Source organism: Frateuria terrea, assembly GCF_900115705.1.
Lineage (GTDB): Bacteria > Pseudomonadota > Gammaproteobacteria > Xanthomonadales > Rhodanobacteraceae > Frateuria_A > Frateuria_A terrea.
This window is the reverse complement of the sequence record NZ_FOXL01000008.1, coordinates 114,736-139,452: the sequence shown is the minus strand read 5'-3', so window position 1 is coordinate 139,452 and position 24,717 is coordinate 114,736. Positions and strand designations below refer to the sequence as shown.

Genomic DNA, 24,717 nt, shown 5'->3' with positions numbered 1-24,717 from the left:
TCAATGGAAATCCCGCGAGCGCACGTCCAGCTCGCCGAGCATCGGCGTCAGATCCTCCAGCGTGTGCGCGATCAGGTGCTGCACGCCGTGCTGGCTTTCCAGGTGGCCCTCGACCGCGAGCAGCCGCGAGGCCAGCAGCACGCGGCGCTGGCGCAGCACGACGCGCCGCCAGATCACCACGTTGGTCAGCCCGTGCTCGTCCTCGATGGTCAGGAACACCACGCCGCTGGAGGTCTGCGGCTGCTGGCGCAGCGTGACGATGCCAGCCACGCGCACCGGCCGGCCGCTGGGCAGCGAGGCCAGCTCGTTGGAGGCGCGGTAGTGCCGCGCGCGCAGCCGCGGGCGCAGCAGGTGCAGCGGATGCGGGCCCAGCGTGGTGCCGGTGAGCGCGTAGTCGGCGCGCAGGTCCTCGCCGCGCGTAGGCAGCGGCAGCGCGATGGCGTCGGTCTCGGGCGTCGGGCCGGGAAACAGCGGCAACTGCGGTTCCACGCCGGCGATCGCCCAGCGCGCGCGATGGCGATGACCGGCCAGCGCACGCAGGGCGCCGGCGTCGGCGAGCAGGGCCTGGTCGCGGCGGTCGAGTCTCGCGCGGATGCTGAGATCGGCCACGTCGGCGAACGGGCGCTCCTGGCGGGCGGCCATGATGTCCCGGGCGGTCGCTTCGGAGAAGCCGCGGATCAGCCGCAGGCCCATGCGGATCGCCGGTTGCAGGCGCGCGTCGCGTTCGGGCTCGAGCGTGCAGTCCCAATCGCTGTGGCGCACGTCGACGGGCAGCGTGCGGATGCCGTGGCGGCGGGCGTCCTGCAGCAACTGGTCGGGCGAGTAGAAACCCATCGGCGCGGAGTTGATCAACGCGCAGGCGAACGCCGCCGGCTCGTGGCATTTGAGCCAGCTGCTCACGTAGGCGAGCAGGGCGAAGCTGGCCGCGTGCGATTCGGGGAAGCCGTAGCTGCCGAAGCCCTTGATCTGCTCGAACAGGTGCTCGGCGAAGTCGCGCGTGTAGCCGTTCCTCGCCATGCCGGCGAGCAGCTTGTCGCGATGCGGCTCCAGGCCGCCGTGGCGTTTCCATGCCGCCATAGAACGCCGCAGGGCATCGGCCTGACTGCCGCTGAAATCGGCGGCCTCCATGGCGATCTGCATCACCTGTTCCTGGAACAGCGGGACGCCCAGCGTCCGCTTCAGCACGTTCTTCAGTTTGTCCGATGGGTAGTCGACCGGCTCCTCGCCATTACGCCGGCGCAGGTAGGGATGCACCATGTCGCCCTGGATCGGGCCGGGGCGCACGATCGCCACCTCGATCACCAGGTCGTAGAACTCGCGCGGCTTCAGGCGCGGCAGCATCGCCATCTGCGCGCGCGACTCGATCTGGAACACGCCGATGGTGTCGGCGCGGCCGATCATCTCGTAGGTCGGCCGGTCGTCCTTGTGGTCCTTGTTGATGCCGGCGATGGTGTAGTCGCCGCGGCCGTTCCCCTTCAGCAGGTCGAAGGTCTTGCGCAGCGCCGTGAGCATGCCCAGCGCCAGGCAATCGACCTTGAGCATGCCCAGCGTGTCCAGGTCGTCCTTGTTCCACTGGATCACCGTGCGGCCGTCCATCGCGGTGTTCTCCACCGGCACCAGGGTGGAGAGCGGATGCTCGGAAATGACGAAGCCGCCCGGGTGCTGCGAGAGGTGGCGCGGAAAGCCGATCAGCTGCGCGGTAAGGACGAGCACCTGGCGGATCAGCGGCGCGTGCGGATCGAAGCCGCGCTCGCGCAGGCGGTCCGACGGCGGCACCTCGCCGCTCCAGCGATCCAGCGTGGCGGACAGCTCGCCAGCCAGTTCCGGCGACATGCCCAGCGCCCGCGCGACGTCGCGGACCGCACCGCGGCCACGGTATTCGGTGGCCACCGCGGTGAGCGCGGCACGGTCGCGGCCGTAGCGGTCGAACACGTACTGCAGCACTTCTTCGCGGCGCTCGTGCTCGAAGTCGACGTCAATGTCGGGCGGCTCGTCGCGGTCGGCCGAGATGAATCGTTCGAACAGCAGGTTGCTCGTTTCCGGATCGGCCTCGGTGATGCCCAGCACGAAGCAGACCAGCGAGTTGGCTGCCGAGCCGCGGCCCTGGCAGAGGATCTGCTTCGAGCGCGCGAAATGCACGATGTCGTACACCGTGAGGAAATAGGATTCGTATGCCTTGGTCCGGATCAGGGCCAGTTCGCTCTCGATCTGCGTGCGCCACTCGTCCTTCGCACCGCCCGGCCAGCGCCAGCGCACACCTTCCTCGACCAGCTGCCGCAGCCAGCTGGCCGGAGTGTGACCCTGCGGTACCAGCTCGTGCGGATAGGTGTAGTCGAGGTCCTCCAGCTTGAACGTGCAGCGCTGCACGATCGCCACGCTCTCGGCGAGCAGTTCAGGCGGATAGATGGCCGAGAGCGCGCGACGCGTGCGCAGGTGGCGCTCGCTGTTGGGGAACAACCGATGGCCGGCCTGCGCCACGGTGGTGTGGTGGCGGATGGCAGTCATCACGTCCTGCAGCGAGCGCCGGGCGCGCACGTGCATGTGCGCGTCACCGCTGGCGACCAGCGGCAGCGCCAGGCGTTCGCCCAGGGCGCGCAGGGCGGCCAGGCGCGCGTCGTCGTCGGGGCCGCGGTGCAGCTCGACCGCGAGCCAGCAGCGGCCGGGAAAACGTGCTTTCAGCCAGGCGCCTTCGCGTTCGTCCGGCTCCGGGCCGGGCAACCACAGTGCGAGCAGGCCTTCGGTCTCGCCCACGTCTTCGCGCAAGGATTCGTAGCTGCCCTTGGGCGCGCGGCGGCGCGCGGCGGTGATGAGCCGGCACAACCGTGCGTAGCCTTGCTGGTTCTCCACCAGCAGCACGCACTTGGGACCGTCTTTGAACCGGAACTCGCTGCCGACGATCAGCTCGATGCCGGTTTCGCGCGAGGCTTCCAGCGCGCGCACGATCCCGGCGAGCGTGCATTCGTCGGTGATCGCCAGCGCGCTGTAGCCCTGTTGTTTGGCGCGTTCGAACAGCTCGATGGCGAGCGAGGCGCCGCGCTGGAAGCTGAAGGCGGACAGGCAGTGGAGTTCGGCGTAGGCGGGGAAGGTCATGGTCGCCATCCTTCTACGCATCGTAGGAACAAGTCTTGAGGCGAGCCCCAGCCCCTCGTCCCGGCCCTCTCTCCCATCCTTGATTGAGGCCGGGTGAGAGGGAGCAAAGGCCCGTTCATGCGAACCACCCGTGCAGCATGAAGCCCTCGCGCTCGCCGACCGGGCAGTAGGCCCAGGCGCGCTGGCCGGCAGCGGTTTCGATGACGTAGTAGTCGCGCCGCACGTCGCCGTCCCACCAGCCGCTTTCGATGCGCTCGGGGCCGGCCAGGATGCGTGGCGAGCGCTCGCGCAGCGGGATCGGTTGCGGCAGCAACCAGCCGGGGCGCGGCAATGGCGGGCCCTCGGCGCTGTCGCCATGGTCGCGCCAGGCGCGTTCGGGGCGGTGGTCGGCGTGGATCGAAAGGCCGTGCACGGCGGCGTCGCCCAGCCTCGCGCGCAGGCGTTCGCGCAGCTGCTCCCATGGCACCGCCTGTTGCGGGCGCACGTCGAACAGATCGCGGCCGGACGGCACGAACGGGGGCAGCTCGCGCGCGATCAGCTGCAGTGCACGCACCGGCGCGGCCAGTTGCACGGGATCGAGCCGGCCGCGGGCCAGTTCGAACAGCATGGCCGGATCGCGTTCGGGCGCGAGCAGGCCGACCGGCACTTCGGTGGCGGCGCCGCGCTCGTGCTCGAGCTTCAGCACGAAACGCTGTACGCCGCCGTCGCGGCCGGCAAGATAGGCCGCCAGGTCACCGGTCATTCGGCGCAAGGGGAACAGCAACTGCCCGGTGGCGCCGACCTCGTAGTTGAACTCGATGCGCGCCTGGAAATGATCCGGCGGCTGGTAGCAGTCCAGCGGCGTGGCCAGCGTGCCGGCGAGGCGATCGAGCTGGTCGAGGGTGTCGGTGCCCACGCGCCGGGCCAGCGCCGCGCGCGGCAATGCGTAGATCTGCGCAAGCTTGCGCAGGCCCATGCGACGCAGGCTGGTGGCGGCCTCGGGCGGAAGTCCCGCGCGTTCGACCGGCAATTGGCCGAGCGCCTGGCGCAGCGGTGCATCGTGGGTGATCGCCAGGCCGTCGTGCACGCCGGCCAGCGCACGCGCGGCCCACGGGTTGGGCGCCAGTGCGATGCGATGGCGGAAACCGAGCGCGACCAGTTCCTCGCGCATCATGGCTTCCATCCGCGGCCACTGGCCGAACAGGCGGAAACTGGCTTCTACCTCGACCAGCAGCGAGGCGGGCATTTGCCGGCTGACCTGCGCGCCGTAGCGATAGGCCCAGGCAGCGAGGAAGTCGTGCCAGCGGGCGGTGTCTGCCGGATCGTGCTCGACTGCGGCAAAGCGCGCGCAGATAGCCTGCGCGGTGGGCAGTGGCAGGCCGGCGCGCAGGCCTGCCGCCTTGGCCGCGGCGTTGACCGCGCGCAGCATGCGCCGCTGCAAGGGGCCATCGACCAGCACCAGCGGCTCGTCCGGCGTGGCATGGCGGCGGAGCACGCCGTCGAGCGCCAGCTGCGGCAACAGGATGCAGGCCCACAACATGCGCGCGCCTCAGGCGCGATCCGGAACGGCCTCGGATGGGCTGTCCGGGATCGGTGCGGGGGATGGGCCGGCCGGCAACGGCCAGGACAACGGCTGCGCCGGCGGATTGCCGCCGCGGCACTTGAGCACGCGCAGGCGCGCGGGGTTCGTTTCCAGCATCAAACGCAGCGCGGCGGGCGAGGCATGGGCGGCGGCCGATGCGGGGCGCATCGCCAGTCCCAGGCACTGCCCGGCTTCCGCCGCCAGTTGCAGCCGCCGCAGTGTGCGGTCGTCCGGTTGCTGCGGCCAGCACAGCACGGCGGCGCAGGCGGCCGAGCGCAGGCATTGCTCGGCCGCCCAGGGCGCGTCGCGCGGCTCGGCACGTACCACCTGCAGCCGATCCAGTCGGACGCCGGCGTTGGCCCAGGCGGCGGGGAAGGGAAGGTAGGGCGGAGCGATCAGTGCGACCAGGCCACTGGCGTGCGTCAGGCGTGCCAGCGTGGGCCATAGCAGGGTCAGTTCACCGATGCCGTCCAGGGGCAGCAGTACTTCGCTCAACGCGGCCTCGGGCCAGCCGCCGCTGGGCAGCGCCGCGTCCAGCAGCGGAAAACCGGTCGGCTGGCGCGAAGGCGGGCGCGCCTGCGGCTGGCCACGCCACAGGCGGCGGGCGTCGAACAGATGATCGAGGGCGACCACGTTGCTCATGTGCGCGCTGCGGAACGGTCGATGGCGATGTTGATCTTCATGGTGCGTCTTGCTTCGCTTGGGGCGAGGTGCGGGGCCGGCCTTGGTCCCTTACCCCGGCCCTCTCACCGTAGAGGAGGGGGAGTTGGTTATGGCGGCCTGGCCGTTTTCCTCAGCCGGGCCTCACAAGCCCGGCGAACAGGCCTTCGATGGCGAAGTCGGTGGCGCGCGGATCCACCTCGATCGGCGCGTAGGCCGGGTTGCGCGGCAGCAGGCGGATGCGGCCGTTCCCGCGTTCGAACCGTTTGACGGTGAACTCGCCTTCCAGCCGCGCCACCACGGTCTGGCCATGGCGCGCCTCGGGGGTGCGGTGTACGCCGATCAGGTCGCCAGGGAGGATGCCGTCCAGCAGCATCGACTCGCCGACCACTTCAAGCAGGTAGTCCGGTTTGAGTCGGAACAGCGAAGCGTCCAGCGCGACCTCGCGGCGTACTTCGGCGTCCGAGCCGATCGGCCGGCCTGCCGCCACGCGACCCAGCAACGGTACCTGCAGCGTCGGCACCGGCTTGGGCTGGCGCAGGCGGATGCCGCGGGCCTGGCCGGGCACCAGTTCGACGTAGCCCTCGCGCGCCAGCGCCTCCAGGTGCAATCGCGCGGAGCGGTTCTGCTTGAGGCCCAGTGCGGCGGCGATCTGCAGCTGCGAGGGCGGGCAACCATGCGCCGCGATGTGCTGGCGCAGGAAGTCGAGCAGGGCCTGGCGGGTAGGCGTAAGGGTCATGGTTACTAATATTAGTACATGAGGTAAGGTCGCGGCAGGGGCGTGCTTTTGGCATCATTTCGTTAAGGGGAATCCGGCGGTTTGCCGAAAGCGTGAAGGCCCAAGGGATTGCAATGCGCCCGTGATGGACTTCAGGCCGAGTGGGGGAAACACATGGTGTCCGCTTTGCTGCTGGGCGTTGGCTTGCTGCTGGGTGCGACCGCGGTGGGCGCCAACGTGCCGGCCTCCGCTCCCGCCGGGGCGGCCTCGACCGCAGTGCTGCCGACGCCGCAATTCCGCCGCTATGGCAGCGCCAATGGCTTGTCCAGCAGCCTGGTCTACAGCGCGGTCCAGGCGCCGGACGGCACCATGTGGTTCGGCACCAAGAACGGCATCGCCCGCTTTGATGGCGTGGAGTTCAGGAACTACCGCCATGCCTCCGGGAATCCCGGCTCACTCTATGCCAATGGCATTTCCACGCTGCTGATCGACACGCGGGGCCGCCTGTGGGCAGGCGGGCTGGACGCCGGCCTGAACCTGTTGGATGAGGCCACCGGCAAGTTCCGGCACTGGGGCCACGACCCGGCCAACCCCGCCAGCCTCTCCAGCGGAAAGGTCTGGGCACTGGCGCAGACGGCGGATGGCAGCCTCTGGGTGGGTACGCGCCTCGGGCTGGACCGGATGCGCGCGGACGGCAACTTCGAGCACGTCGTCAACCCGCTGCTCGGGCCGGCGCCGGCCGACTTCGGTGAGGTGGCCGCGCTCTACGTCGATCCCCGCCAGCGGCTCTGGATCGGCAGCGCCCACGGGCTGTTCCGTCGCGACGCGGATGGCAGCTGGCATCACGTACTGCCGGCCGACCCGGGCCAGACGGTGGACGCCTGGCGCATCGATGGCAACGGCGACGAGGTGCGCATCGCCACCGTGCGCGGGCTGCTGGTCGTGGGCGCCGACGGGCGGGCGCATCGCTTCGCCCGCGACGAGTTGCCCGACACCAACGTCATGGCCAGCACGCGCGACCATGCCGGACGCCTGTGGATCGGCACCCAGCGCGGCCTGTTCCTGCAGGATCGGCCGGGCGGCGCGGTGATCCCGGTGATGGACCGGCCGGTGCTCTACGGTAACCTCCCCGGCACCTGGGTCTGGCAACTCTACGTGGACCGCGAAGGCGGACTGTGGGTGACCATGCTCGATGGTGGCGTGGCCTACCTGGCGGCCGGCTGGTACAGCTTCAGCCGCTACACGCATGTCCCCGACGATCCGGCCAGCCTGCGCGATTCGGTCGCCACCACCATGGCCCGTGGCCGCGATGGCAGGCATGTGTGGGTGGGCGAGCGCGGCGGCAGGGTCGACCGTCTCGACCCCTACACTGGCGCGGTCGAGCACGAGTTCTCGGACCTGCACGGCGACGTGCTGGGCATGACCGAGGACGACGGCGGACGGTTGTGGGTAGCGGTGCAGGGTGCGCTCTACCGTGCCAAGGGTGGCAAGGCCGACCGGGTCGACCCGGAGGGCAGGATGTTCAGCCGCCCGCTCGAGGTCGAGCCCGGCCCCGACCATCGCCTGTACGTGCGCACCTACCGCGAGGGCCTGTTCCGCGTCGATCCGGACACGCTGGCGGTGACGCCCGTGCCGCTGCACCAGGCCGACGACAAGATGCTGTGGGGCGCGCAGATGACGCTCAACGACCGCGGCACGTTCTACTACGCCAGCGAAGGCGGCCTGATGCAGCTGGACCCCACGGACACCTTCTTCGAGCCGGTGCCCGGCGGTCCCACCGGGGTTTCCGTGGAGGCCTTCAGCTTCTCGCCCGACGGCTTGTGGCTGGCCACGCCCGACGGGCTGGAGCAGTACCGCTACCACGGCGACGGCCTGGCGCTGGTGCGGCACGTGGACATGGCGCACGGCTGGCCTTCGGTCGGGGTGGTCGACATGCGCGTGGACGCGCGCGGGCGGGTGTGGATCTTCGGCACCGACGGGCTGTGGCGCTTCGACCCGGACTCCGGCCGCTTCCGCTCGTTCGGCCTGCAGGATGGACTGAGCAACACCGAGTTCTCGCGCGGCTTCGCATTGATGCCCGACGGCAACCTCTACGCGCCGACGCTCGGCGGCGTGGTCGCCTTCGACCCCGACCGCGTATGCGAGCAGGCCACCGTGCCGCAGCTGGCGCTGACCCGCGTGCGGGTGCGCCGCCGCGGCCAGCTCACCGACCTGCCACTGGGTCCCGGGCCGGTCGAAGTGGACTGGCGCGACCGCGAGCTCGGCGTGGAAGCGCGGCTGTTCTCCTACGTCGACCCGCACGCCAACCGCTACCGCTTCCGCCTCGACGGCCTGGACAGCAACTGGGTCGACGTGGACAACCGCGGCCAGCGCGATTTCGCCGGACTGGGCGCGGGCGACTACACGCTCCGGGTGATGGCGGTCGGTGCCGGCGGCGCCTGGGCAAGCCTGGCCACGCCGCTGCGCATCCATGTCGAGGCGCCGCCCTGGGCGCGCTGGTGGGCCTGGCTGACCTACGCCATCACCCTGGTCCTGAGCGTGTGGATGGCGTTGTGGGTATGGCGCCGGCGCATCGCGCAGCGCCATCGCATCGCGCTGGCCGAACAGCAGCGCTGCCTTGCCGAGGAGGCCAGCGCTGCCAAGACCCAGTTCCTGGCGACGTTGAGCCACGAAATCCGCACCCCGATGACCGGCGTGATGGGCATGGCCGAATTGCTGCTGACCACGCCGCTCAAGCCCGAGCAGCGCGACTACACCCTGGCCATGCAGCGCTCAGGCGGCATGCTGCTCAAGCTGCTCAACGACGCGCTGGACCTGGCCCGCATCGAAGCTGGGCGGCTGGACCTGGAACAGGCACCGTTCGATCCGCGCGAGTTGCTCGATGACGTGGTGCAACTGCAGCTGGGCCACGCCCAGGCCAAGCGCCTCACCCTCGCGACGGAGCTGGACGACGGCCTGCCGCCGAAGGTCATCGGCGACGCTGTGCGCATCAAGCAGGTGCTGCTCAACCTCACCCACAACGCGCTCAAGTTCACCGAATACGGCAGCGTGAAGTTGCGCGCCGAGCGTTGCGCCGAAGACCTGGTCTTCAGCATCACCGACACCGGGCCGGGCATTCCCGAAGCCGCGCAGGCGCGGTTGTTCCAGCGCTTCGAACAGATCGAGGGCCCACAACGGAACGCCGGCAGCGGGCTGGGCCTGGCGATCTGCCGCGAGCTGGTCGGCATGATGGGCGGCAACATCGAACTTCAATCGCGCCTGGCCCACGGCAGCACTTTCCGCGTGCGCCTGCCACTGCACGCGCCCGGAGAGACCGCCGCGGCGACCGCTGGCGTGCCCGCGCCGATCGGCCGCGCGTTGCACGTGCTGCTGGTCGAGGACGACGCCATCGTCGCTGCCGTGATCCGCGGCCAGCTCGAGCGCCAGCACCATCGCGTCTGCTACGTCGCCAACGGCCTGGGCGCGCTGGCCGAACTGGACCAGTCAGCCTTCGACGTGACGCTGCTGGACCTCGATCTCCCGGGCGTCGACGGCTTTCAGGTCGCCCGCCTGATCCGCCAGCGCGAGGAACCGGGCCGGCACCTGCCCATCGTCGCGATCACCGCACGCTCCGGCGGCGGCGAAGAGGTGCACGCGCGGGAAGCAGGAATGGACGCGTTCCTGCGCAAGCCTTTCAGTGGCGAGGATCTCGCCGAGCTTTTCGCACAGCTGGTGCCCGAAGCGGCCATGCCGGCGGTCGAGGAGGTGGACCCGGCCTGATCGCAGGACGGCAGGCGCGTTCTCGCGCCGCCAACACCGGATACGCGAACCTCGGGGACACGCAACCTGCGAGGCCGCACATGAACAAGGAACAGCAAGCGAAGCCGGGCAAGCGAAATGCCTCCGGCAAGCACGACAAGCCCGACCGGCTCGACACCATCGAAGAAGCGGACAACCGCACGGAGCGACTCGACCCGGAGCGCGCCAGCGCAACCACCGACCCTGTCCAGGACATGCTCGAAGCAGGCGAAACCAATGCCGACTACAGGGACGAGGCCAATCGCAGGGCGCCTACACTGGGCCCGTCCGACCCGGCGGCCGACGTGTGAGCGGTGGTTCCTCGGCCGGGGTCAGGCAGTAGAGCAGGGGATTGAAAATCCCCGTGTCGGTGGCTCCGTGCCGCATTGGCGAGATCCGATGGGGGCGCGGCTCCGCTGCTTAGGCAGCGCATGTGCGGACCCGGGCCCATCGCCTCGACCTGCCGGACAGCAGGGACGAAAAAGCCCGCGGCATGCGCGGGCTTCGTCGTTTCATGGTGGCCGGGGACGGAATCGAACCGCCGACACGGGGATTTTCAATCCCCTGCTCTACCAACTGAGCTACCCGGCCGGGAAGAGGGCCACGATTGAATGCGTGCTACGTGGAGCCGCGCATTAAATCGGATGTGCGTACTTGCGTCAAGGTTCGTCGGGAGCGACGTAACCGGCGGGCTGGGCCACGTCGCCGCCGAAAAAATACTTCTCCATCTCGCCGGCGAGGAACTGCCGGGTCTTCGCTTCCAGCGGGTTGAGGCGGTACTCGTTGATCAGCATGGTCTGGTGGGCGAGCCATTGCTGCCAGGCCTGCCTGGAGACGTGTTCGTAGACGCGCTGGCCGAGCGGACCGGGCCAGGGGGCGAAGTCGAGGCCTTCGGCGTCGAGGCCGAGCTTGGCGCAGTGGACGGTGCGGGGCATGGGGGATTCCTCGGTGCTACTCACGTGCTCGTTCGCGCTGAGCGCAGCTTGCGCCGGCAAGCGGGGTTTTAGCGGTGCCCGGCTCGCTTCGGCGCATGTCCTTCGACTTCGGCCTGCGCCCGGCACGAACGGCTGGTGGTTTCAGGGCGGATGGTGCGGTTGGTGTGCCAGTGTTTCGAGCAAGGTGCGCACTGGGGCGGGCAGGCCGAGGCTCGGCCATTCGTCGCGGGCGTACCAGCGCAAGGATGCATTATCGGCGATGGCGGGCCGGGCTGTCGCGCCGTCGAACAACAGCGGCTCGACGTTGAGCCGGTAGTGGCTGAAGACGTGGACGAAAGGTGCGAGCGCCTGCGCGTCGTCCAGCTGCGCGTGGTCCTGCGCCAGGCGCCAGGCAGCTTCGTGGCCGGGCGCTTCGGGCAGGCTCCACAGGCCCGACCAGACACCGCTCGGGCCGCGTCGTTCCAGCAGCACGCGGCCTTCGCCGTCGCGCAGTACCAGCATGGTGGTGGCGCGCGTGGGCACGACCTTGCCCGGCCTCGGCGTGGGCAACTGCGCGGTGCGGCCTTCGCGGCGGGCGACGCAAGCCTCGGTGAGCGGACAGGCAAGGCAGAGCGGGCGCGAGCGCACGCAGACGGTGGCGCCCAGGTCCATGATCGCCTGGGTGTAATCGGCCACGCGCTCGTGCGGCGTATGCGCGTCGGCCCGTTCCCACAGATGCTTTTCGACCGCACCCAGGCCGGGATGGCCCTCGATGCCGTGGTAGCGCGTGAGCACGCGCTTGACGTTGCCGTCGAGGATCGCAAAGCGCAGGCCGTGTGCCTGCGCCAGGATCGCGCCGGCGGTGGAGCGGCCGATGCCGGGCAGCGCCGCGAGCGCGTCGAAATCGCGCGGCAGGTCGCCGCCGTGGCGCTCCATGCACAGCCGCGCGGCGCGGTGCAGGAAGCGCGCGCGGCGGTAGTAGCCCAGCCCCGACCACAGCGCGAGCACGCGGTCTTCCTCCGCCGCGGCGAGGGCGCGCAGCGTCGGCAGTGCCTCGGTGAAGCGCAGGAAGTAGGGGATGACCGTGGCGACCTGGGTCTGCTGCAGCATCACCTCGGACAGCCACACGCGGTAGGCGTCACGGCGACCATCGGCCGTAGCGGCCTGCCAGGGAAGGTCATGGCGGCCGTGGCGGTCGAACCAGGGCAGCAGGTCGGCGGCGAGGGTGGAACTCATTGGGTGTCGCTGGTGGCTGGCGCGGCGGGCTTGGCGGTGCTGGCCGCGGGCGCAGGCGCGAGTTCCAGGTGCAGGCCTTCGACGTGCACGCCGGCCATGTCGAACGTGGCGGCGTCGATGTGGCCACTGCCCGGCGGTGGATCGAGTCTGGGACCCTCCGTGTCGCCGATGTGCGACCACCAGCGCGCCACGGCCAGCGGCGGCAGGCGCAGATCGACGTGGTTGCCGGGTCCGTCGAGCTTGAGCGCGAGCAGCAGCGGATCGCTCTGGTTGGCGGGGGTCAGGCCCAGCGAGATGTCATAGCGGCCGGCGTCGGCCTCGTCGAGCGAGCCGGCGAGCGTGGCCGCGGCGTCGGCTGCGCCGTGCCAGTGCGCTTCACCGGTCAGTTGCATCGACAGCGTGGTGCCGCGGCTGAAGTCGAGGTTGATGTCGTTGAGCTGCAACGCATTGCCCTGGATGCGCGGCGTAGCGGTGAGGCGCAGCTGCATCGCCGTGCCGCCGGCATCCTTGGCCGAGACCACCAGCGGGAACGGCTGGCCGGTGAGCAGGCTGCCGGCGTCCAGCGAGAAGTCGCGCAGCAACAGCTGGTTGCCACGCACGAGCGTGCCGCGAGCGATGCGCACGCCGGTGTCGATGCGCGGGATGTTGGGGGCGCCGGCGGAGCCGGAGGGCAGACTGGAGAGCCACGCCTGCAAGGCGTCGAGATCCACCCGCGGCGCGTCGATTTCCAGCCGCGAGATCACCGTGGGTCCGCCGAACAGCGTGCTCCAGGGCAGCGCCAGGCGGCCGTTGGCGGCCAGCAGGATCGGCATGCTGGCGCCCTGCGCGGTGAGGGTGAGCCCCTGCAGTTCCAGCGCCGGGCGCGGGAACAGCGTGGGGCTGGCCGGGCTGGCCAGGCTGAGTTCAAGCCCGGCCTTGGCCGCCTGCTCCTGCAGCATGGCAGTGAAGCGTTCCGGCTGGAGCAGCAGGTAGACGGTCACCACCAGTGCGACCAGTCCGGCAACGAGAATGCCGGTCAGGGCCAGCAGCGCGTAATGCAGCCGCCGTGTCATTGCCATTGCGATCAGGCTCGGGCCAGCGTGGCCGGCAGCAGGCCGTCGACGAAGGCGCGGGCGTCGAACTCGCGCAGGTCAGTGGCGCTCTCGCCCAGGCCGACGAAGCGGATCGGCAGGCCGAACTCGCGCGCCAGCGCGAACACCACGCCGCCCTTGGCGGTGCCATCCAGCTTGGTGACGACTAGGCCGGTCACGCCGACGATCTGCTGGAACTGGCGCAGCTGGCTGATCGCGTTCTGGCCGGTGGTGCCGTCGATCACCATCAGCACCTCGTGCGGCGCGTCCGGGTCGAGCTTCTTCAGCACGCGGGCGATCTTGGACAGCTCGTCCATCAGGCCGCCCTGGGTGTGCAGGCGGCCGGCGGTGTCGGCGACCAGCACGTCGGCGTTGCGCGAGCGCGCGGCCTGCAGCGCGTCGAAGATGACGCTGGCGGAGTCGGCGTCCTGGCCCTGCGCGATCACCGGCACATTGTTGCGCTCGCCCCAGGCCTTCAGCTGCGCCACCGCGGCGGCGCGGAAGGTATCGCCGGCGGCGAGCAGCACCTGGCGGCCTTCGTCGCGCCACCTGCGGGCGAGTTTTCCGATCGTCGTGGTCTTGCCCACGCCGTTGATGCCCACGGTGAGCACCACGAACGGCTTGTGCCCGGAGATGTCCAGCGGCTGCTGCACCGGCAGCAGCATCGCGACCAGCGACTCGCGCAGCGCGGCCAGCAATGCATCGGCATCGGCGAACTCGCGTTTGTGCATGCGCTTGCGCAGGCCTTCGACCAGCGTGGTGCTGGCTTCCACGCCGACGTCGGCAGTGATCAGCAGGGTTTCGAGCTCGTCGAGCAGGTCATCGTCGAGCTTGGGATGGCGCACGAACAGCGAGCTCAGGCCCTTGGCGAAGCCGCTGCCGGCGAGGCGCTCGCGCCAGCTGCGTTTGGCCTGGGCAGGCTCGGGTGCTGCCGCGGGGGGCGGCGCCTCGTCGACCACCGCTGGCTCGGCGGCAGCCAGTTCCGCGCGGGCCTCGTCCAGCACCGGGTTGGTGGTGTCCTGTGCTGCGGCGTCGGCGACATGCATATCGGCAGGCGGCGTCTGGCCCTGGTCGGCCGGCTGCTCCGAAGTCGTTTCGGTGGGTTTCTTCTTCCAGAACTTGAGCATTGCGGCGGTGTTTCCAAGACAATGCACGGATGCTATCACCCGCTACCAGACTGCCCGCTGAGGGCCGCTCGCGCAGGCCTCGTTCCTGCAGGAGCGGCCCCTGCCGGCGATCGACCTGTATGTCGATGGCGAGCATGCGCCGTCGCGAAGGGGGGCCGGCATGAAGGGCCGCATCCGCATCATCGGCGGCAGCCTGCGCAATTCTCGACTGGAGGTGCCCGATCTGCCAGGGCTGCGGCCGACGCCGGAGCGGGTGCGCGAGACACTGTTCAACTGGTTGGCGCCGGTGCTCGCCGGGGTGTCGGCGCTGGATCTTTGCGCCGGCACCGGGGCGCTGGGCATCGAGGCGCTTTCGCGCGGTGCCGGGGCGGTGCGCTTCGTCGAGCGCGACGCACGCGCGGCGCAGGCGCTGCGCGACAACCTGGCGCGGCTGAAGGCTGGCGATGCCACCGTGTCCGCGGCCGACGCGGCGGCTTTCCTCGAGGGCGCGTCGGCGCCGTTCGGGCTCGTTTTCCTCGATCCGCCTTTCGCCGCGGACCTCTGGAGCGGGCTCGCGCAAAAGCTGGAGGCGAACGGGTGGCTGGCCGCGCAAGCCTGGATCTACGTCGAGTCGCCGCGCGACCTCGTGCCAGAGCTCCCGTCGAACTGGGCGTTGCACCGCGAGGGCAGGGCCGGCGAGGTGCGCCATGCGCTCTATCGCCGCTGTGCGGAGCTTCCGTTAAGCTAGCCGCCACCTCCGCGCTGCAGCCCTGACGTGAATACAGCCCCGGTCAACAAGCGCCTGGCCGTCTATCCCGGCACCTTCGACCCGATCACCAACGGCCATGCCGACCTGGTATCGCGCGCTGCGCCGCTGTTCGAGCGGGTGGTGGTGGCAGTGGCCGAGAGTTCCGGCAAGGGCCCGGGCTTCAGCCTGGACGAGCGCATCGCGCTGGCGCGGCTGGCGCTGGCCGATTTGCCCAACGTCGAGGTGCGCGGCTTCAACAGCCTGCTGGCGACCTTCGTCACCGAGGTGGGCGCGGGCGTGATCATCCGTGGCCTGCGTGCGGTGTCGGACTTCGAATACGAATTCCAGCTGGCGAGCATGAACCGCCACCTGATTCCACAGGCGGAGACGCTGTTCCTGACGCCTGCCGAGCAGTACAGCTTCATTTCCTCCTCGCTGGTGCGCGAGATAGGCCGCCTCGGCGGCGACATTTCCGGTTTCGTGCACCCGGCGGTGCAACAGGCCATGCGGCAGCGCTGGCGAAAAACCCAAATCCACTCACAGGGAGACACCCATGCGTAAGTTCCTGATCGCCGCAACCTTCGCGCTCGCCGGTAGCCTGGCCCTGTCCGCCTGCAACAAGCAGGAAGACAACCAGCAGACCACCCAGCAGGCCACCGCTCCGAAGCCGACCAACCCGAACGACGCCCAGGCCTGGAACGCCTACCTGAGCCAGATCGTGCAGAACAACATGCAGGGCATGACCGCCGAGCGCCCGTACGCGTACCTGGTGCCGGCCGGCGACGACGACGATGCCAAGGCCAAGTACGACCGCCAGCTGCAGAACGTGCAGGACACCATCGCCCGCGGCGTGCTGCCGGGCAACCTGCTGGCCTTCGCCGGCCCGAACTCGGCCAAGACGGCCGGCTTCGTGATCGCCGCCTTCCAGGGCGCCAAGCCGGGCTCGTTCAAGGACGTGATCGTGCTGTTCATCGGTGACCAGGCGGACAAGGACCGCGTCACGGCCGCGCTGCAGCCGACCGGCGCGACCGTGCGTTTCGTGGCGATGTAAACCACGCGCAAGTGCGGCGCACATACGCCCGCGAGGCCTGATGGCGTCGCGGGCGTTTTCGTTCGGGTCGTTCGTACTTCGGCGGCGCCGGCCTCGCCGCGGTACCATGGCCGCCATGTCCCTGAAGATCCTCGACACCTGCGTCAACTGCGACGTCTGCGAGCCCGCGTGCCCGAACAAGGCGATCTCGATGGGCGAGGACTACTACGTGATCGACCCCGCGTTGTGCACCGAGTGCGTCGGCCACCATGACGAACCGCAGTGCATGCTGGTGTGTCCGGTCGAATGCATCCTCGTCGACGACGCGCTGGCCGAAACCCATGAGCAACTCGAACTCAAATACCGCCAGTTGATGGCGAAGGAGACCACGGCATGACTCTGTCCCTGCGTTGGCGCGCGCTGTTGCTGAGCCTGTTCCTGACCAGTGGCGCTGCCTTCGCAACGGACCCTCCGGCCCAGGCGGCGCATGCCATTCCTGCCGCGGCGCAGGCGCAGAAGCCCGGGCACGCTGCGATCGCCAGCGCCAACTTCCTGGCCACCAACGCCGGGCTGGAAGTGCTGGCCAAGGGCGGCAACGCGTTCGACGCGGCGGTGGCGGTGGCCTCCACGCTCTCGGTGGTCGAGCCGGAAAGCTCCGGACTGGGTGGAGGTTTCATGGCGGTGCTGCGGCGGGCCTCGGACGGGCGCGAGGTGTTCATCGACGCGCGCGAAGTGGCACCGGCGGCAGTGAACGCCAAGGATTACGTGAATGCGGACGGCTCGCCCAACCGCGATGCCGCGTTGAACGGTCCGCTCTCGGCCGGCATCCCGGGCGAGCCCGCCGGCCTGGCGTGGCTGGCCGCGCACTACGGCAAGCTGCCGTTGTCGACCTCGCTGGCGCCGGCGATCCGCACCGCAGGCGACGGCTTCCAGCCGGACAGCCGCCTGCGCAACGCCATCGCCGAGCGCACCGATGACCTCAAGCGCTGGCCGGCCTCGGCGGCCAAGTATTTCGTCGACGGCAAGCCGCCCGTGGAAGGCCGCACCTGGCGCGACCCCGACCAGGCCCGCACACTCGAGACCCTTGCCAGGCAAGGGCGCGACGGCTTCTACAAGGGCGAAGTCGCAAAGAGGCTGGTCGCCGCCGTGCGCGCGGCCGGCGGCAACTGGAGCGAGGCCGACCTGGCCGGCTACCAGGTGAAGGAGCGCGCGCCGATCAGCATCGACTACCGCGGCTACCGCATCCTCACCGCGCCGCCGCCGTCTTCCGGCGGCGTGGCGATCGCCGAGATCCTCAACATCCTGCGCGGCGTTCAGCTGGACAAGCTCGACCGTGCCCACCGCGTGCACTACGTGGTCGAGGCGATGCGCCGCGCCTTCCGCGACCACAACGACTATCTGGGCGATCCTGACTTCGTGAAGATGCCGCTGGACATGCTGCTGTCGCCGTACTACGCCGACGGCCTGCGCCAGAGCATCCTGCCGGACAAGGCCACGCCCTCCTCGATGCTGCCTTCCAGCGCCGCACGCGACCCGGGTCCGCACACCACGCATTTCTCCATCATCGACAAGGACGGCAACATGATCGCCGTCACCTCGACGGTGAACTACACGCTCGGTTCCACCTTCGTGGCGGCCGGTACCGGCGTGCTGCTCAACGACGAGATGGACGACTTCGCGCTGGTGCCCAACAAGCCCAACGTGTACGGCCTGCTCGGCAGCAAGGCCAATGCGCCCAAGGGCGGCAAGCGCATGCTCTCCTCGATGTCGCCCAGCCTGGTGCTGGGCCAGGATCGCACCGCGGTGATCGGTTCGCCCGGCGGCTCGACCATCATCACGCAGGTGCTCGAGGGCATCCTCGCCTTCATCGATGGCAAGGACGCCAGCGGCATCGTGGCGCAGAAGCGCTACCACCACCAGTTCATGCCCGACCGGGTGGACGTGGAGGAGGGCGTGTTCGATCCGGCCACCGCGCGCGAACTCGAACGCATGGGCTACACGCTGCATCCGCGCGAGCCGTGGGGCTTCATGAACGTGGTGACCTGGGAACATCGCAGCAACACCTTGCAGGCAGCCAGCGATCCGCGGCGGCCGTCGGGACTGGGCAAGGTGCAGTAGCCAGGACGGGTCGCGGGCGGCGTTGTCGCCGGCGACCTCGCGCAGGACCGCAAGAACCCGCGGTCCCGCAGCCCCGGCGCGCCGGCAGACATGGCCGGCCCCCCTGCGTAGAATCCCCGACGGCATCCTTTGACTTTTCCACAGGGGACGAGAAATGCAGCTGTGGTCCCTTGAGGGCAACACCCAGAAGCTCGACGGTGGCGCCATGTTCGGCAACGCACCCCGGGCCATGTGGGCGCGCTGGATCGAGCCGGACGCGGAGAACCGCATCCTGCTGTCCTGCCGCTGCCTGCTGGTCAAGGACCTCGATGGCCGCAACGTGCTGTTCGAGACCGGCATAGGTGCATTCTTCGAGCCGAAGCTGCGCGAACGCTACGGCGTGGTGGAAGACCGCCACGTGCTGCTCGAGTCGCTGGCGCAGGCCGGCCTGTCGCACGAGGACATCGACGCGGTGGTGCTCTCGCACCTGCATTTCGACCATGCCGGTGGCCTGCTTGCACCATGGCAGGAGGGCGAGCCGCCGCGGCTGCTGTTCCCCAACGCCACTTTCCTGGTCGGCGCGGAGCACTGGCGTCGCGCGCAGTCGCCGCACCCGCGCGACCGTGCCTCGTTCATCCCCGAGCTGGCGGGCCTGCTGGAAGCCAGCGGCCGGCTGGAGCTGGTCGAGGGGCCGTATTCGAAGGCGCTCGGCAAGTCCGTGCGCTTCCATTTCTCCGACGGGCACACGCCCGGCCTGATGCTGGCCGAGGTCGGCGGCGTGGTGTTCTGCGCCGACCTGATTCCCGGCCGTTCGTGGGTGCACCTGCCGATCACCATGGGCTACGACCGCGCCCCGGAGACGCTGATCGACGAGAAGCGGGCCTTCCTCGAGGACAAGCTCGCCCGAGGCGTGCGGCTGTTCTTTACCCACGACCATGCCTGTGCGGTGGCCAGGGTGACCCGCGACGAGCGCGGCCGCTTCGGCACTACCGACGAGCACGCGAGCCTTCGTGGCGAGCCGGCCGGGGCGGTGGGGTGAGGCGGCAGTTGCGCATCGGCACGCAGGCCCTGCTGTTGCGCGGCGGCGGCGCGGTGCTGCTGATCGCCGGCCTCGGCCTGGCGGCGATCACCGAGCGCGGCCTGCTGATCCACCACCTGGCGGCCGTGCGGCACGGCGGCGACGTGGTCCAGGCCGGCGCCCGCGGGCCGCAGCCGGGCATGCACGGCAGCATGGTGCTGGTGTCCGGCACGCCCGATGTGGTCGAGGCGCCGCGCGACGACGACTTCAACCTGACCGTCGCCACGCCGGTACTCGACCGTCGCGTGGAGATGTTCCAGTGGCGCGAGGTGCACGTCGGCAGTGACGTTCACTACGAACTGGACTGGTCGGACGAACTGCAGGACACGCGCAAGTTCGCCGATCCGCGCGGGCATGCCAACCCGAAGACATTCCCGCTGCAGGGGCAACGCTTCGTCGCCGGACAGGTGCGGGTCGGCGGATTCGCGCTCGGGCCCGTGCTGGTGCATGCCCTGCCGGGCAGCGAAGCGGTCACGCCCGATCCATCGCGCTTGCCTGCCAACCTCGCCGCGAGTTTCAGCCTCTATCACCAGTACCTGACCACCAGCGCCGACCCGGGCTCGCCCCGGCTGGGCGACGTGCGGGTGAGCTGGCAGGCGGTGCCGGTTCAGCCCGTGACGATCTTCGCCCAGCTCGATGGCGACCGGCTGGTGCGCGCCAGCCAGGCGGACGATGGGCGGGGCTACCAGGTGCAGGTGGGCGCGCGTTCGCTCGGCGACGTGCTGCCGGACGTGCCGGATCCGCCTGAGTTCACCACCGCGCGGCGCGGCGGCGCGATCCTGCTGGCCGCGCTGGGCGCCTTCCTGCTGTTGTGGGACCGCCGCCGCCGCCTCGGGGACGTGCTGCTGGCGCTGGGCGTGGGTGTCGCGGCGATCGGCGCAGTCTCGTGTGTCTCGTGGCTGGGCGGTGAATGGCCGCCGGTACTCGACTGGCTGGCGGTGACGGTTGCCGGCGTGGCGGTAGTGGCCTCGCTGCATCGGCGGATGGGGCGGCCCTGAGGCAGGTCGCCGGGTTGCATCGCGCTCCGCCGAACCCCACCCGCCTGGAGGCAACCTCTCCCGGAGGGAGAGGTTCGATCGGGAAGGTTTGAGACAGGCGCTGCGACGCCGGCGCTGCGCGTTTTTGCTGAGCGCTGACAGTCCGGGGCGGCCCTGTGAATCCGATCCCTTTCCTCCGGCAGAAGGGAGGGTCGCAAGCCCACGGGAAGCGCTTCGACCTCGGCGCTGCGCGTCTACGCGTAACGCGAACGAATGCGGGAACGACGAGCGTGCGGCTTACGCCGCCGCGGCAGGCGCCTTGGGTTCGGCGAAGGCATACACCTGGTCGGCCCACTGGGTCGCTTCCAGGTAGATGCCGGCCATGCGCTGGATCTGCTGCGGCGGGATCTGGCCGCTGAGCTGGCCGGCCTCCCAGGCGTGGATCTGTTCCAGCAGAGGGCCGAACGGGCCGCTGTAGCCAACCAGCGCCTCCCGGATTTCCGGCACCAGCGGCAACTGTTCGAGCACGAACGCCATCGGCGCGCACATCAGCGTGTCCAGCAGCGAGAACAGACCGACGGTGAACGCCATTTCCTTCTGCTGGCGCGGCATGTGCGAGGCCAGTTGCTCGCACATGTGCGCGCGGATCAGCGCCGTGCGCAGCAGCTCCGGCGGACGGTCGTCCATGCCGCCCAGAGCCATCGTGAAGACCCAGTTGCGCATACGCGTGACGCCGAAGAAGATCGCCGCCTGCTGCACCGATTTGAGCTGCTTGGGCAGCCCGAAGTAGGCCGAGTTCACGCAGCTCAGGAGCTTGTAGGACAGGATCGCGTCGTTGCGAATGATGTCGCCCAGCTCGATCGGGCCCGGGTTGTTCTCCTGCAGCTCGCGCATCAGGCGCAGCAGCGACAGGCGGTTGGCCGAGAGCACCGGTACCTCGACCTGGTCGGGGATCAGCAGGTAACGCCCCTGGATCGCCTGCAGCGGCAGTTCCAGGCAGCGCTGGTAGGTGGCGTGGTCGTCCACGTGGCCGGCGATCACCCAGATGCCGCGTTCGTGCAGCTTTTCGGTGCGCTCGCGCATCTGCTCGGGGCTCAGCGCGCTGGCGTCCAGCCGCACGAACTGCACGACCTGCAGCAGCGACTCGAGCGCCACCGAACCGTGCAGGTCCATCGCTCCGGCATCGAGCATCAGCAGGCAGCCGCGCTGGGACATCTTCAGCAACCGGTCCATCAGTTCGGCGTCGTCGGCCATGGCCGGCTGCAGCACCACGCCGAAGCGAGGCTGGTGCGCCAGGACGTCGGTCTGGCCCAGCAGGAGTTCGCGCGAAAGAGTGAGGAAGGTGCGGTTGCCGCGCACCAGCCGGGTCAGGGCGCCATCGGCCAGGGTCGAGAGCACGCGCTGCATCAGTTCGTTCTCGTCGCCGGCCTGGCGGTGGAACATGACCTCGTAGGCGAACAGCTCGCGCTTCTGGTCCAGCATGGGCACCCGCACGACCGGCAGGGGCATTTCGCGGTTGCCGGCAAGGCGGGACTGGGTCGAAACGGCGGTGTCGCTCATGGTCTGATCTACTCGCGGGCTGATCCCGCCTGGGGTGGATCTCCACCGGCCCTGCGGCGCGGCGTCCGTAAGACTTTCTTTGCCGGCGTCAGGCCGAGGCCAGGTGGTGCGAGCGCAAGGCCGTGCGCACTTCGCCACCGGGGCCATACAGGCCACGGGCGTCGCCGCCCTGGCCGCTCAGCACCGCCAACGCCTCGCGCACCTGCGCCAGACGCTGGTTGACCAGGCTGCCGTTGCGCTGGTTCGTCTCATGGCAGCTGCGCAACAGTTCGAGCACTTCGCGCCAGCGCGGTTCGACCTGCGCGGCGGCGGACGGCTCGACCTTGAGCAGTTGCACGCGCTCGGCGTCCAACTGCTCGAGCTGCTGCATCAGCGCCTGCTTGCGTGCGCCGGCGCGGTCCAGCGCGGCCGCGTCGGCGCCGACCAGCGCTTCGCGCTCGGCGGCCAGGGCCGCGGTGAGCTCGGTGACGGACCGGTGCAGGTCCTCCACCACCGCGGCCAGGGCGGCTTCGAGCTCGTGGTGCAGCAGCTTGCTCATGTGCGGTTCGGTTACGGCTTCGCCGTGCCGGCGATCTGGCCTTCCAGCGCGATCATCCTGTCGGCGATGGCGGCCGGGTTGACCTGGTAGCTGCCATCGGCGATCGACTGGCGGATCTTCTCCACCTTCTTGCTGTCGATCGTGCCCTGGCCGTCTACCTTGGCGGCGTCCTGCAGCGCGCGCGCCGAGTCGGTCAGGCGGACGCTGTCGTCCTTGGCCGGCACCGCGGCGGGAGTGTCGCTGGCGGCATTGCCGGTACCCGCCGCCGGGCCATTGGCCTGGTTGCCGGGAGCCTGCGGCATGAGGGGCAAGCCGTTGTTGGAAATGGTCGTGTTCATCGGTCCTTCTCGCGTAAGTTGGGCCCTGTCCCGAGGGGAATCGGCGGGATCGGGGAAAACTTTAGCCTCGTCGGTCTGGCCGGTCCGGTCGGTTCAGGGTAGCGCCACGACCACGCCGGGGGCGCGCACGACGGCGTCCACCACGCGGCCGGAATTGCCGTTGCGCACCCGCATGCGGGCACCCGCGTCGCCACTGCCCAGGGCGATGCCCTCCGCGCGCACGGCGATGCCGTCCATCTCGGCCACCAGCTGCACGTGGTCGCCGGCACGCACCATCTGCCGGCCGCCCAGCGCGCTGGGCGTAAGCACGCTGCCGGCGGCGACCGGGCGCGACAGGCTGCGCTCGGCGACCTGGTCCATGCTCTCCACGTAGCCATAGGGCAGGCGGGTGACGTCGCGCTGCTCGGCGTGCACGTCCGCCGCCACGATGCCGTCGCCGCGGACCAGCGGCCGGCTGGCCACCAGTACCTGGCGGAACACGTGCAGCTCGACCGGCACGCGCAGCGTCCAGCCATCGGCCGCGGGACAGCGCACCAGCACGCTCAGCCGCGGCGTCATGCGCACGCCGCCCGGGAGGCTGGTGGCCAACGACGCGGCGCAGTCGGCGATGCGCAGGCGCGGATCCAGCGCCTCGGACTTCACGTCCACGCGGCTGCCTGGAGCGGCGTACTGCCGGACGACGAATTGCTCGGCCTGGGCGCGCACGTCCGCCTCCGACAGCGGCGCAGCCAGGGCCGGCAGAGCCGTCCCCAGCAACGCGAGCAGCAGACAGCGGCGCACCGGTGCCATCAGGCTTCCGCCAGCAACGCGGCCAGCTGGGCGACCAGCGCCTCGCGGTCCGATTCCAGCCGCTGGCCGATCTGCTGGGCCTGCTCGACCTGGCCGTTGCACAGCAGGCCGACGAAGGCGTTGCCGTGCTCGGACAGGCGCGCGCCGGCTTCGCTGAGCGCGCCGGCGGCCGGATGGTTCGGATGTTGCGCGGCCAGGCGACGCACGGTGCGATCCAGTGCCTCGGTATCGAACCAGCGCCGGTCCAGCGCGCCCGGCTCGAGCAGCGCCAGCTCCATCGCCTGGCGGATACCCTGCGCCGATTCGCGCACGGTCAGGCTCAGGCTGGCCGGGTCGTTGCCGGCTTCGTGTTCGAGCCAGCCCAGCGCCAGCCGGTGTGCCAGCAGTGCGGCGCGGCTGAGCGCCTCGCTCTGCCGGCGCGCCTCGGTGCTGCGGCGCTGCAGCGCGCCGAGCGCGGCCTGCGCGGCGGCGGCGCGGGCGTTCTGCACGTCCTGGCCCTGGCGCAGTTGGGCGACCTTCTCACTGGCGCCGGCCAGCGCCTCGGCGCTGCGGCGCATGGCTGCGTCAGCCTGGATCACCCCGGACTGCGCCCGCTCCAGCCGCTGCATGCCCTGCTGCACGTCGCCGTCCAGCTGCTGCGAGAAATCGCCGATGGAGCCGGTGACCCCCTCGATCTCGGTGGTGGCCTGGGTGGTCTTCTCGGCCAGCTGCTTGACCTCGTCCGCGACCACCGCGAAGCCGCGGCCGGCCTCGCCCGCGCGGGCGGCCTCGATGGCCGCGTTCAGCGCGACCAGGTTGGTCTGGTGGGCGATCTCCTGCACCACGCCGGTGAGCTTGCCGATCTGCTCGACCTGCTCGGCCAGGCGCGCCTGGTTGCGGTTCATCGCCGACAGCGCGCTGCGCAGCAGGCGCAGCTGGCCATCGAGCTCGCTTACGCCGGCACTGCCGGTCTGGCGCGCCTGCTCGACCTGCGTCAAGGCGGTGGCGACCTGCTGCAGGGCCGTCGAGATTCCGGCGCTGGCATCCGTCAAGCGGCCGACACCGTCGCGCCCTTCTTGGGTGGCTTTGTCCAGCGCGGACTGCTCGCGCCCGAGCATCTGCGCGGCGGCCAGCACCAGGCCCTGCTGTTCGAGGGTCTGCAGCGCCATCGCCGCGGGCCGGCCGCCGTCGAGGCGGGCCAGCAAGGGCGCCAGCGCACGGGCCATCGCCGGGTGCTGGCGCGACAACTGTTCGAGGCGTGCCTTGTCGCCAGCGGCGGCCGCTTGGACCAGCGCGGCCAGGGACTGGCTACGGATCAGGCTCATGGAGATGCGGTTTCCTGCGGATGAATGGGAAGGACATCGTCTGGATGCGTCGAAACTTGAACAAGCAACGCATGTGCCAGGGGATCTTCCTTCCGCGCGTTCGGGGCGGAGGGTCCAGGTGCGGGG

At 70.1% G+C, this 24,717-nt stretch carries 22 protein-coding genes and 1 tRNA gene; 9 read left to right on the top strand and 14 right to left on the bottom strand.

Annotated elements, in window-relative coordinates:
* The 4 genes from BMZ38_RS14770 to lexA all read right to left on the bottom strand — a co-directional run bounded on the left by BMZ38_RS14770 (nucleotide 1) and on the right by lexA (nucleotide 6,050).
* Nucleotides 1-3,090 (bottom strand): error-prone DNA polymerase, encoded by a 3,090-nt coding sequence (locus BMZ38_RS14770; RefSeq protein WP_091339357.1) that lies wholly within the window; start codon nucleotides 3,088-3,090, stop codon nucleotides 1-3.
* A 115-nt stretch (nucleotides 3,091-3,205) separates the two neighbouring features.
* Nucleotides 3,206-4,609, bottom strand: a complete 1,404-nt coding sequence (locus BMZ38_RS14765; RefSeq protein WP_091339354.1) for a Y-family DNA polymerase — start codon at nucleotides 4,607-4,609, stop codon at nucleotides 3,206-3,208.
* Nucleotides 4,610-4,618: 9 nt separating this feature from the next.
* Nucleotides 4,619-5,293 (bottom strand): translesion DNA synthesis-associated protein ImuA, encoded by a 675-nt coding sequence (gene imuA, locus BMZ38_RS14760; RefSeq protein WP_091339351.1) that lies wholly within the window; start codon nucleotides 5,291-5,293, stop codon nucleotides 4,619-4,621.
* Nucleotides 5,294-5,444: 151 nt separating this feature from the next.
* On the bottom strand, nucleotides 5,445-6,050 hold the full coding sequence (lexA, locus tag BMZ38_RS14755) for a transcriptional repressor LexA (RefSeq protein WP_091339348.1): 606 nt from the start codon (nucleotides 6,048-6,050) through the stop codon (nucleotides 5,445-5,447).
* 153 nt (nucleotides 6,051-6,203) lie between these two features.
* On the opposite strand from lexA, the gene BMZ38_RS14750 reads away from it, so the two are divergent.
* Entirely contained in the window at nucleotides 6,204-9,788 is a 3,585-nt protein-coding gene (locus tag BMZ38_RS14750; RefSeq protein WP_091339346.1) for a hybrid sensor histidine kinase/response regulator, read from the top strand.
* 80 nt (nucleotides 9,789-9,868) lie between these two features.
* Nucleotides 9,869-10,117 carry a hypothetical protein gene (locus BMZ38_RS14745; RefSeq protein ID WP_091339343.1) on the top strand — a complete coding sequence of 83 codons (249 nt, stop codon included), beginning with the start codon at nucleotides 9,869-9,871 and terminating at the stop codon, nucleotides 10,115-10,117.
* Between the two features lie 204 nt (nucleotides 10,118-10,321).
* Here BMZ38_RS14745 and BMZ38_RS14740 read toward each other — a convergent pair.
* From BMZ38_RS14740 to ftsY, 5 genes are all read right to left on the bottom strand, one after another.
* Nucleotides 10,322-10,397: transfer RNA gene (locus BMZ38_RS14740), tRNA-Phe, on the bottom strand.
* Between the two features lie 68 nt (nucleotides 10,398-10,465).
* Nucleotides 10,466-10,741 carry an oxidative damage protection protein gene (locus tag BMZ38_RS14735; RefSeq protein WP_091339341.1) on the bottom strand — a complete coding sequence of 92 codons (276 nt, stop codon included), beginning with the start codon at nucleotides 10,739-10,741 and terminating at the stop codon, nucleotides 10,466-10,468.
* A 141-nt stretch (nucleotides 10,742-10,882) separates the two neighbouring features.
* Complete coding sequence (gene mutY / locus BMZ38_RS14730; protein ID WP_091339339.1) at nucleotides 10,883-11,956, bottom strand: A/G-specific adenine glycosylase; 1,074 nt, start codon at nucleotides 11,954-11,956, stop codon at nucleotides 10,883-10,885.
* A complete protein-coding gene (locus BMZ38_RS14725; protein ID WP_091339337.1) occupies nucleotides 11,953-13,008 on the bottom strand; it encodes an AsmA family protein in 1,056 nt (351 codons plus the stop codon). Before BMZ38_RS14725 ends, mutY begins: the two co-directional genes overlap by 4 nt.
* Before the next feature lie 11 nt (nucleotides 13,009-13,019).
* Complete coding sequence (gene ftsY, locus BMZ38_RS14720; RefSeq protein ID WP_425431874.1) at nucleotides 13,020-13,871, bottom strand: signal recognition particle-docking protein FtsY; 852 nt, start codon at nucleotides 13,869-13,871, stop codon at nucleotides 13,020-13,022.
* 442 nt (nucleotides 13,872-14,313) lie between these two features.
* Between ftsY and rsmD the strand changes: the two genes are divergently transcribed.
* The 7 genes from rsmD (at nucleotide 14,314) to BMZ38_RS14685 (ending at nucleotide 20,083) form a co-directional block, all read left to right on the top strand.
* Nucleotides 14,314-14,880, top strand: a complete 567-nt coding sequence (rsmD, locus tag BMZ38_RS14715) for a 16S rRNA (guanine(966)-N(2))-methyltransferase RsmD (protein ID WP_091339332.1) — start codon at nucleotides 14,314-14,316, stop codon at nucleotides 14,878-14,880.
* A 27-nt stretch (nucleotides 14,881-14,907) separates the two neighbouring features.
* Nucleotides 14,908-15,441, top strand: a complete 534-nt coding sequence (coaD, locus tag BMZ38_RS14710; RefSeq protein WP_091339330.1) for a pantetheine-phosphate adenylyltransferase — start codon at nucleotides 14,908-14,910, stop codon at nucleotides 15,439-15,441.
* Nucleotides 15,434-15,931 carry a hypothetical protein gene (locus tag BMZ38_RS14705; RefSeq protein WP_091339327.1) on the top strand — a complete coding sequence of 166 codons (498 nt, stop codon included), beginning with the start codon at nucleotides 15,434-15,436 and terminating at the stop codon, nucleotides 15,929-15,931. The genes coaD and BMZ38_RS14705 overlap by 8 nt, the downstream gene beginning before the upstream one ends.
* A gap of 115 nt (nucleotides 15,932-16,046) precedes the next feature.
* Nucleotides 16,047-16,307, top strand: coding sequence for a YfhL family 4Fe-4S dicluster ferredoxin (locus BMZ38_RS14700; RefSeq protein WP_091339576.1), 261 nt, complete (start codon nucleotides 16,047-16,049; stop codon nucleotides 16,305-16,307).
* A complete protein-coding gene (ggt, locus tag BMZ38_RS14695; RefSeq protein ID WP_091339324.1) occupies nucleotides 16,304-18,028 on the top strand; it encodes a gamma-glutamyltransferase in 1,725 nt (574 codons plus the stop codon). Before BMZ38_RS14700 ends, ggt begins: the two co-directional genes overlap by 4 nt.
* Before the next feature lie 154 nt (nucleotides 18,029-18,182).
* Nucleotides 18,183-19,046: an MBL fold metallo-hydrolase gene (locus BMZ38_RS14690; protein WP_091339322.1), complete on the top strand. Its 864-nt coding sequence runs from the start codon at nucleotides 18,183-18,185 to the stop codon at nucleotides 19,044-19,046.
* Nucleotides 19,043-20,083, top strand: a complete 1,041-nt coding sequence (locus tag BMZ38_RS14685; RefSeq protein ID WP_091339319.1) for a TMEM43 family protein — start codon at nucleotides 19,043-19,045, stop codon at nucleotides 20,081-20,083. The genes BMZ38_RS14690 and BMZ38_RS14685 overlap by 4 nt, the downstream gene beginning before the upstream one ends.
* 276 nt (nucleotides 20,084-20,359) lie before the next feature.
* Here the strand turns inward: BMZ38_RS14685 and BMZ38_RS14680 are convergent, their stop codons facing one another.
* From BMZ38_RS14680 to BMZ38_RS18085, 5 genes are all read right to left on the bottom strand, one after another.
* Nucleotides 20,360-21,622, bottom strand: coding sequence for an EAL and HDOD domain-containing protein (locus tag BMZ38_RS14680; RefSeq protein ID WP_245747252.1), 1,263 nt, complete (start codon nucleotides 21,620-21,622; stop codon nucleotides 20,360-20,362).
* A gap of 88 nt (nucleotides 21,623-21,710) precedes the next feature.
* The gene (locus BMZ38_RS14675; protein ID WP_091339318.1) at nucleotides 21,711-22,160 is read right to left on the bottom strand and encodes a flagella synthesis protein FlgN; all 450 of its coding nucleotides are present in this window, start codon (nucleotides 22,158-22,160) and stop codon (nucleotides 21,711-21,713) included.
* 11 nt (nucleotides 22,161-22,171) lie between these two features.
* The gene (gene flgM / locus BMZ38_RS14670) at nucleotides 22,172-22,498 is read right to left on the bottom strand and encodes a flagellar biosynthesis anti-sigma factor FlgM (protein WP_091339314.1); all 327 of its coding nucleotides are present in this window, start codon (nucleotides 22,496-22,498) and stop codon (nucleotides 22,172-22,174) included.
* 93 nt (nucleotides 22,499-22,591) lie between these two features.
* Entirely contained in the window at nucleotides 22,592-23,287 is a 696-nt protein-coding gene (gene flgA, locus BMZ38_RS14665) for a flagellar basal body P-ring formation chaperone FlgA (protein ID WP_091339312.1), read from the bottom strand.
* Entirely contained in the window at nucleotides 23,287-24,591 is a 1,305-nt protein-coding gene (locus tag BMZ38_RS18085) for a methyl-accepting chemotaxis protein (protein ID WP_091339310.1), read from the bottom strand. Before BMZ38_RS18085 ends, flgA begins: the two co-directional genes overlap by 1 nt.
* Between the last annotated feature and the right edge of the window lie 126 nt (nucleotides 24,592-24,717).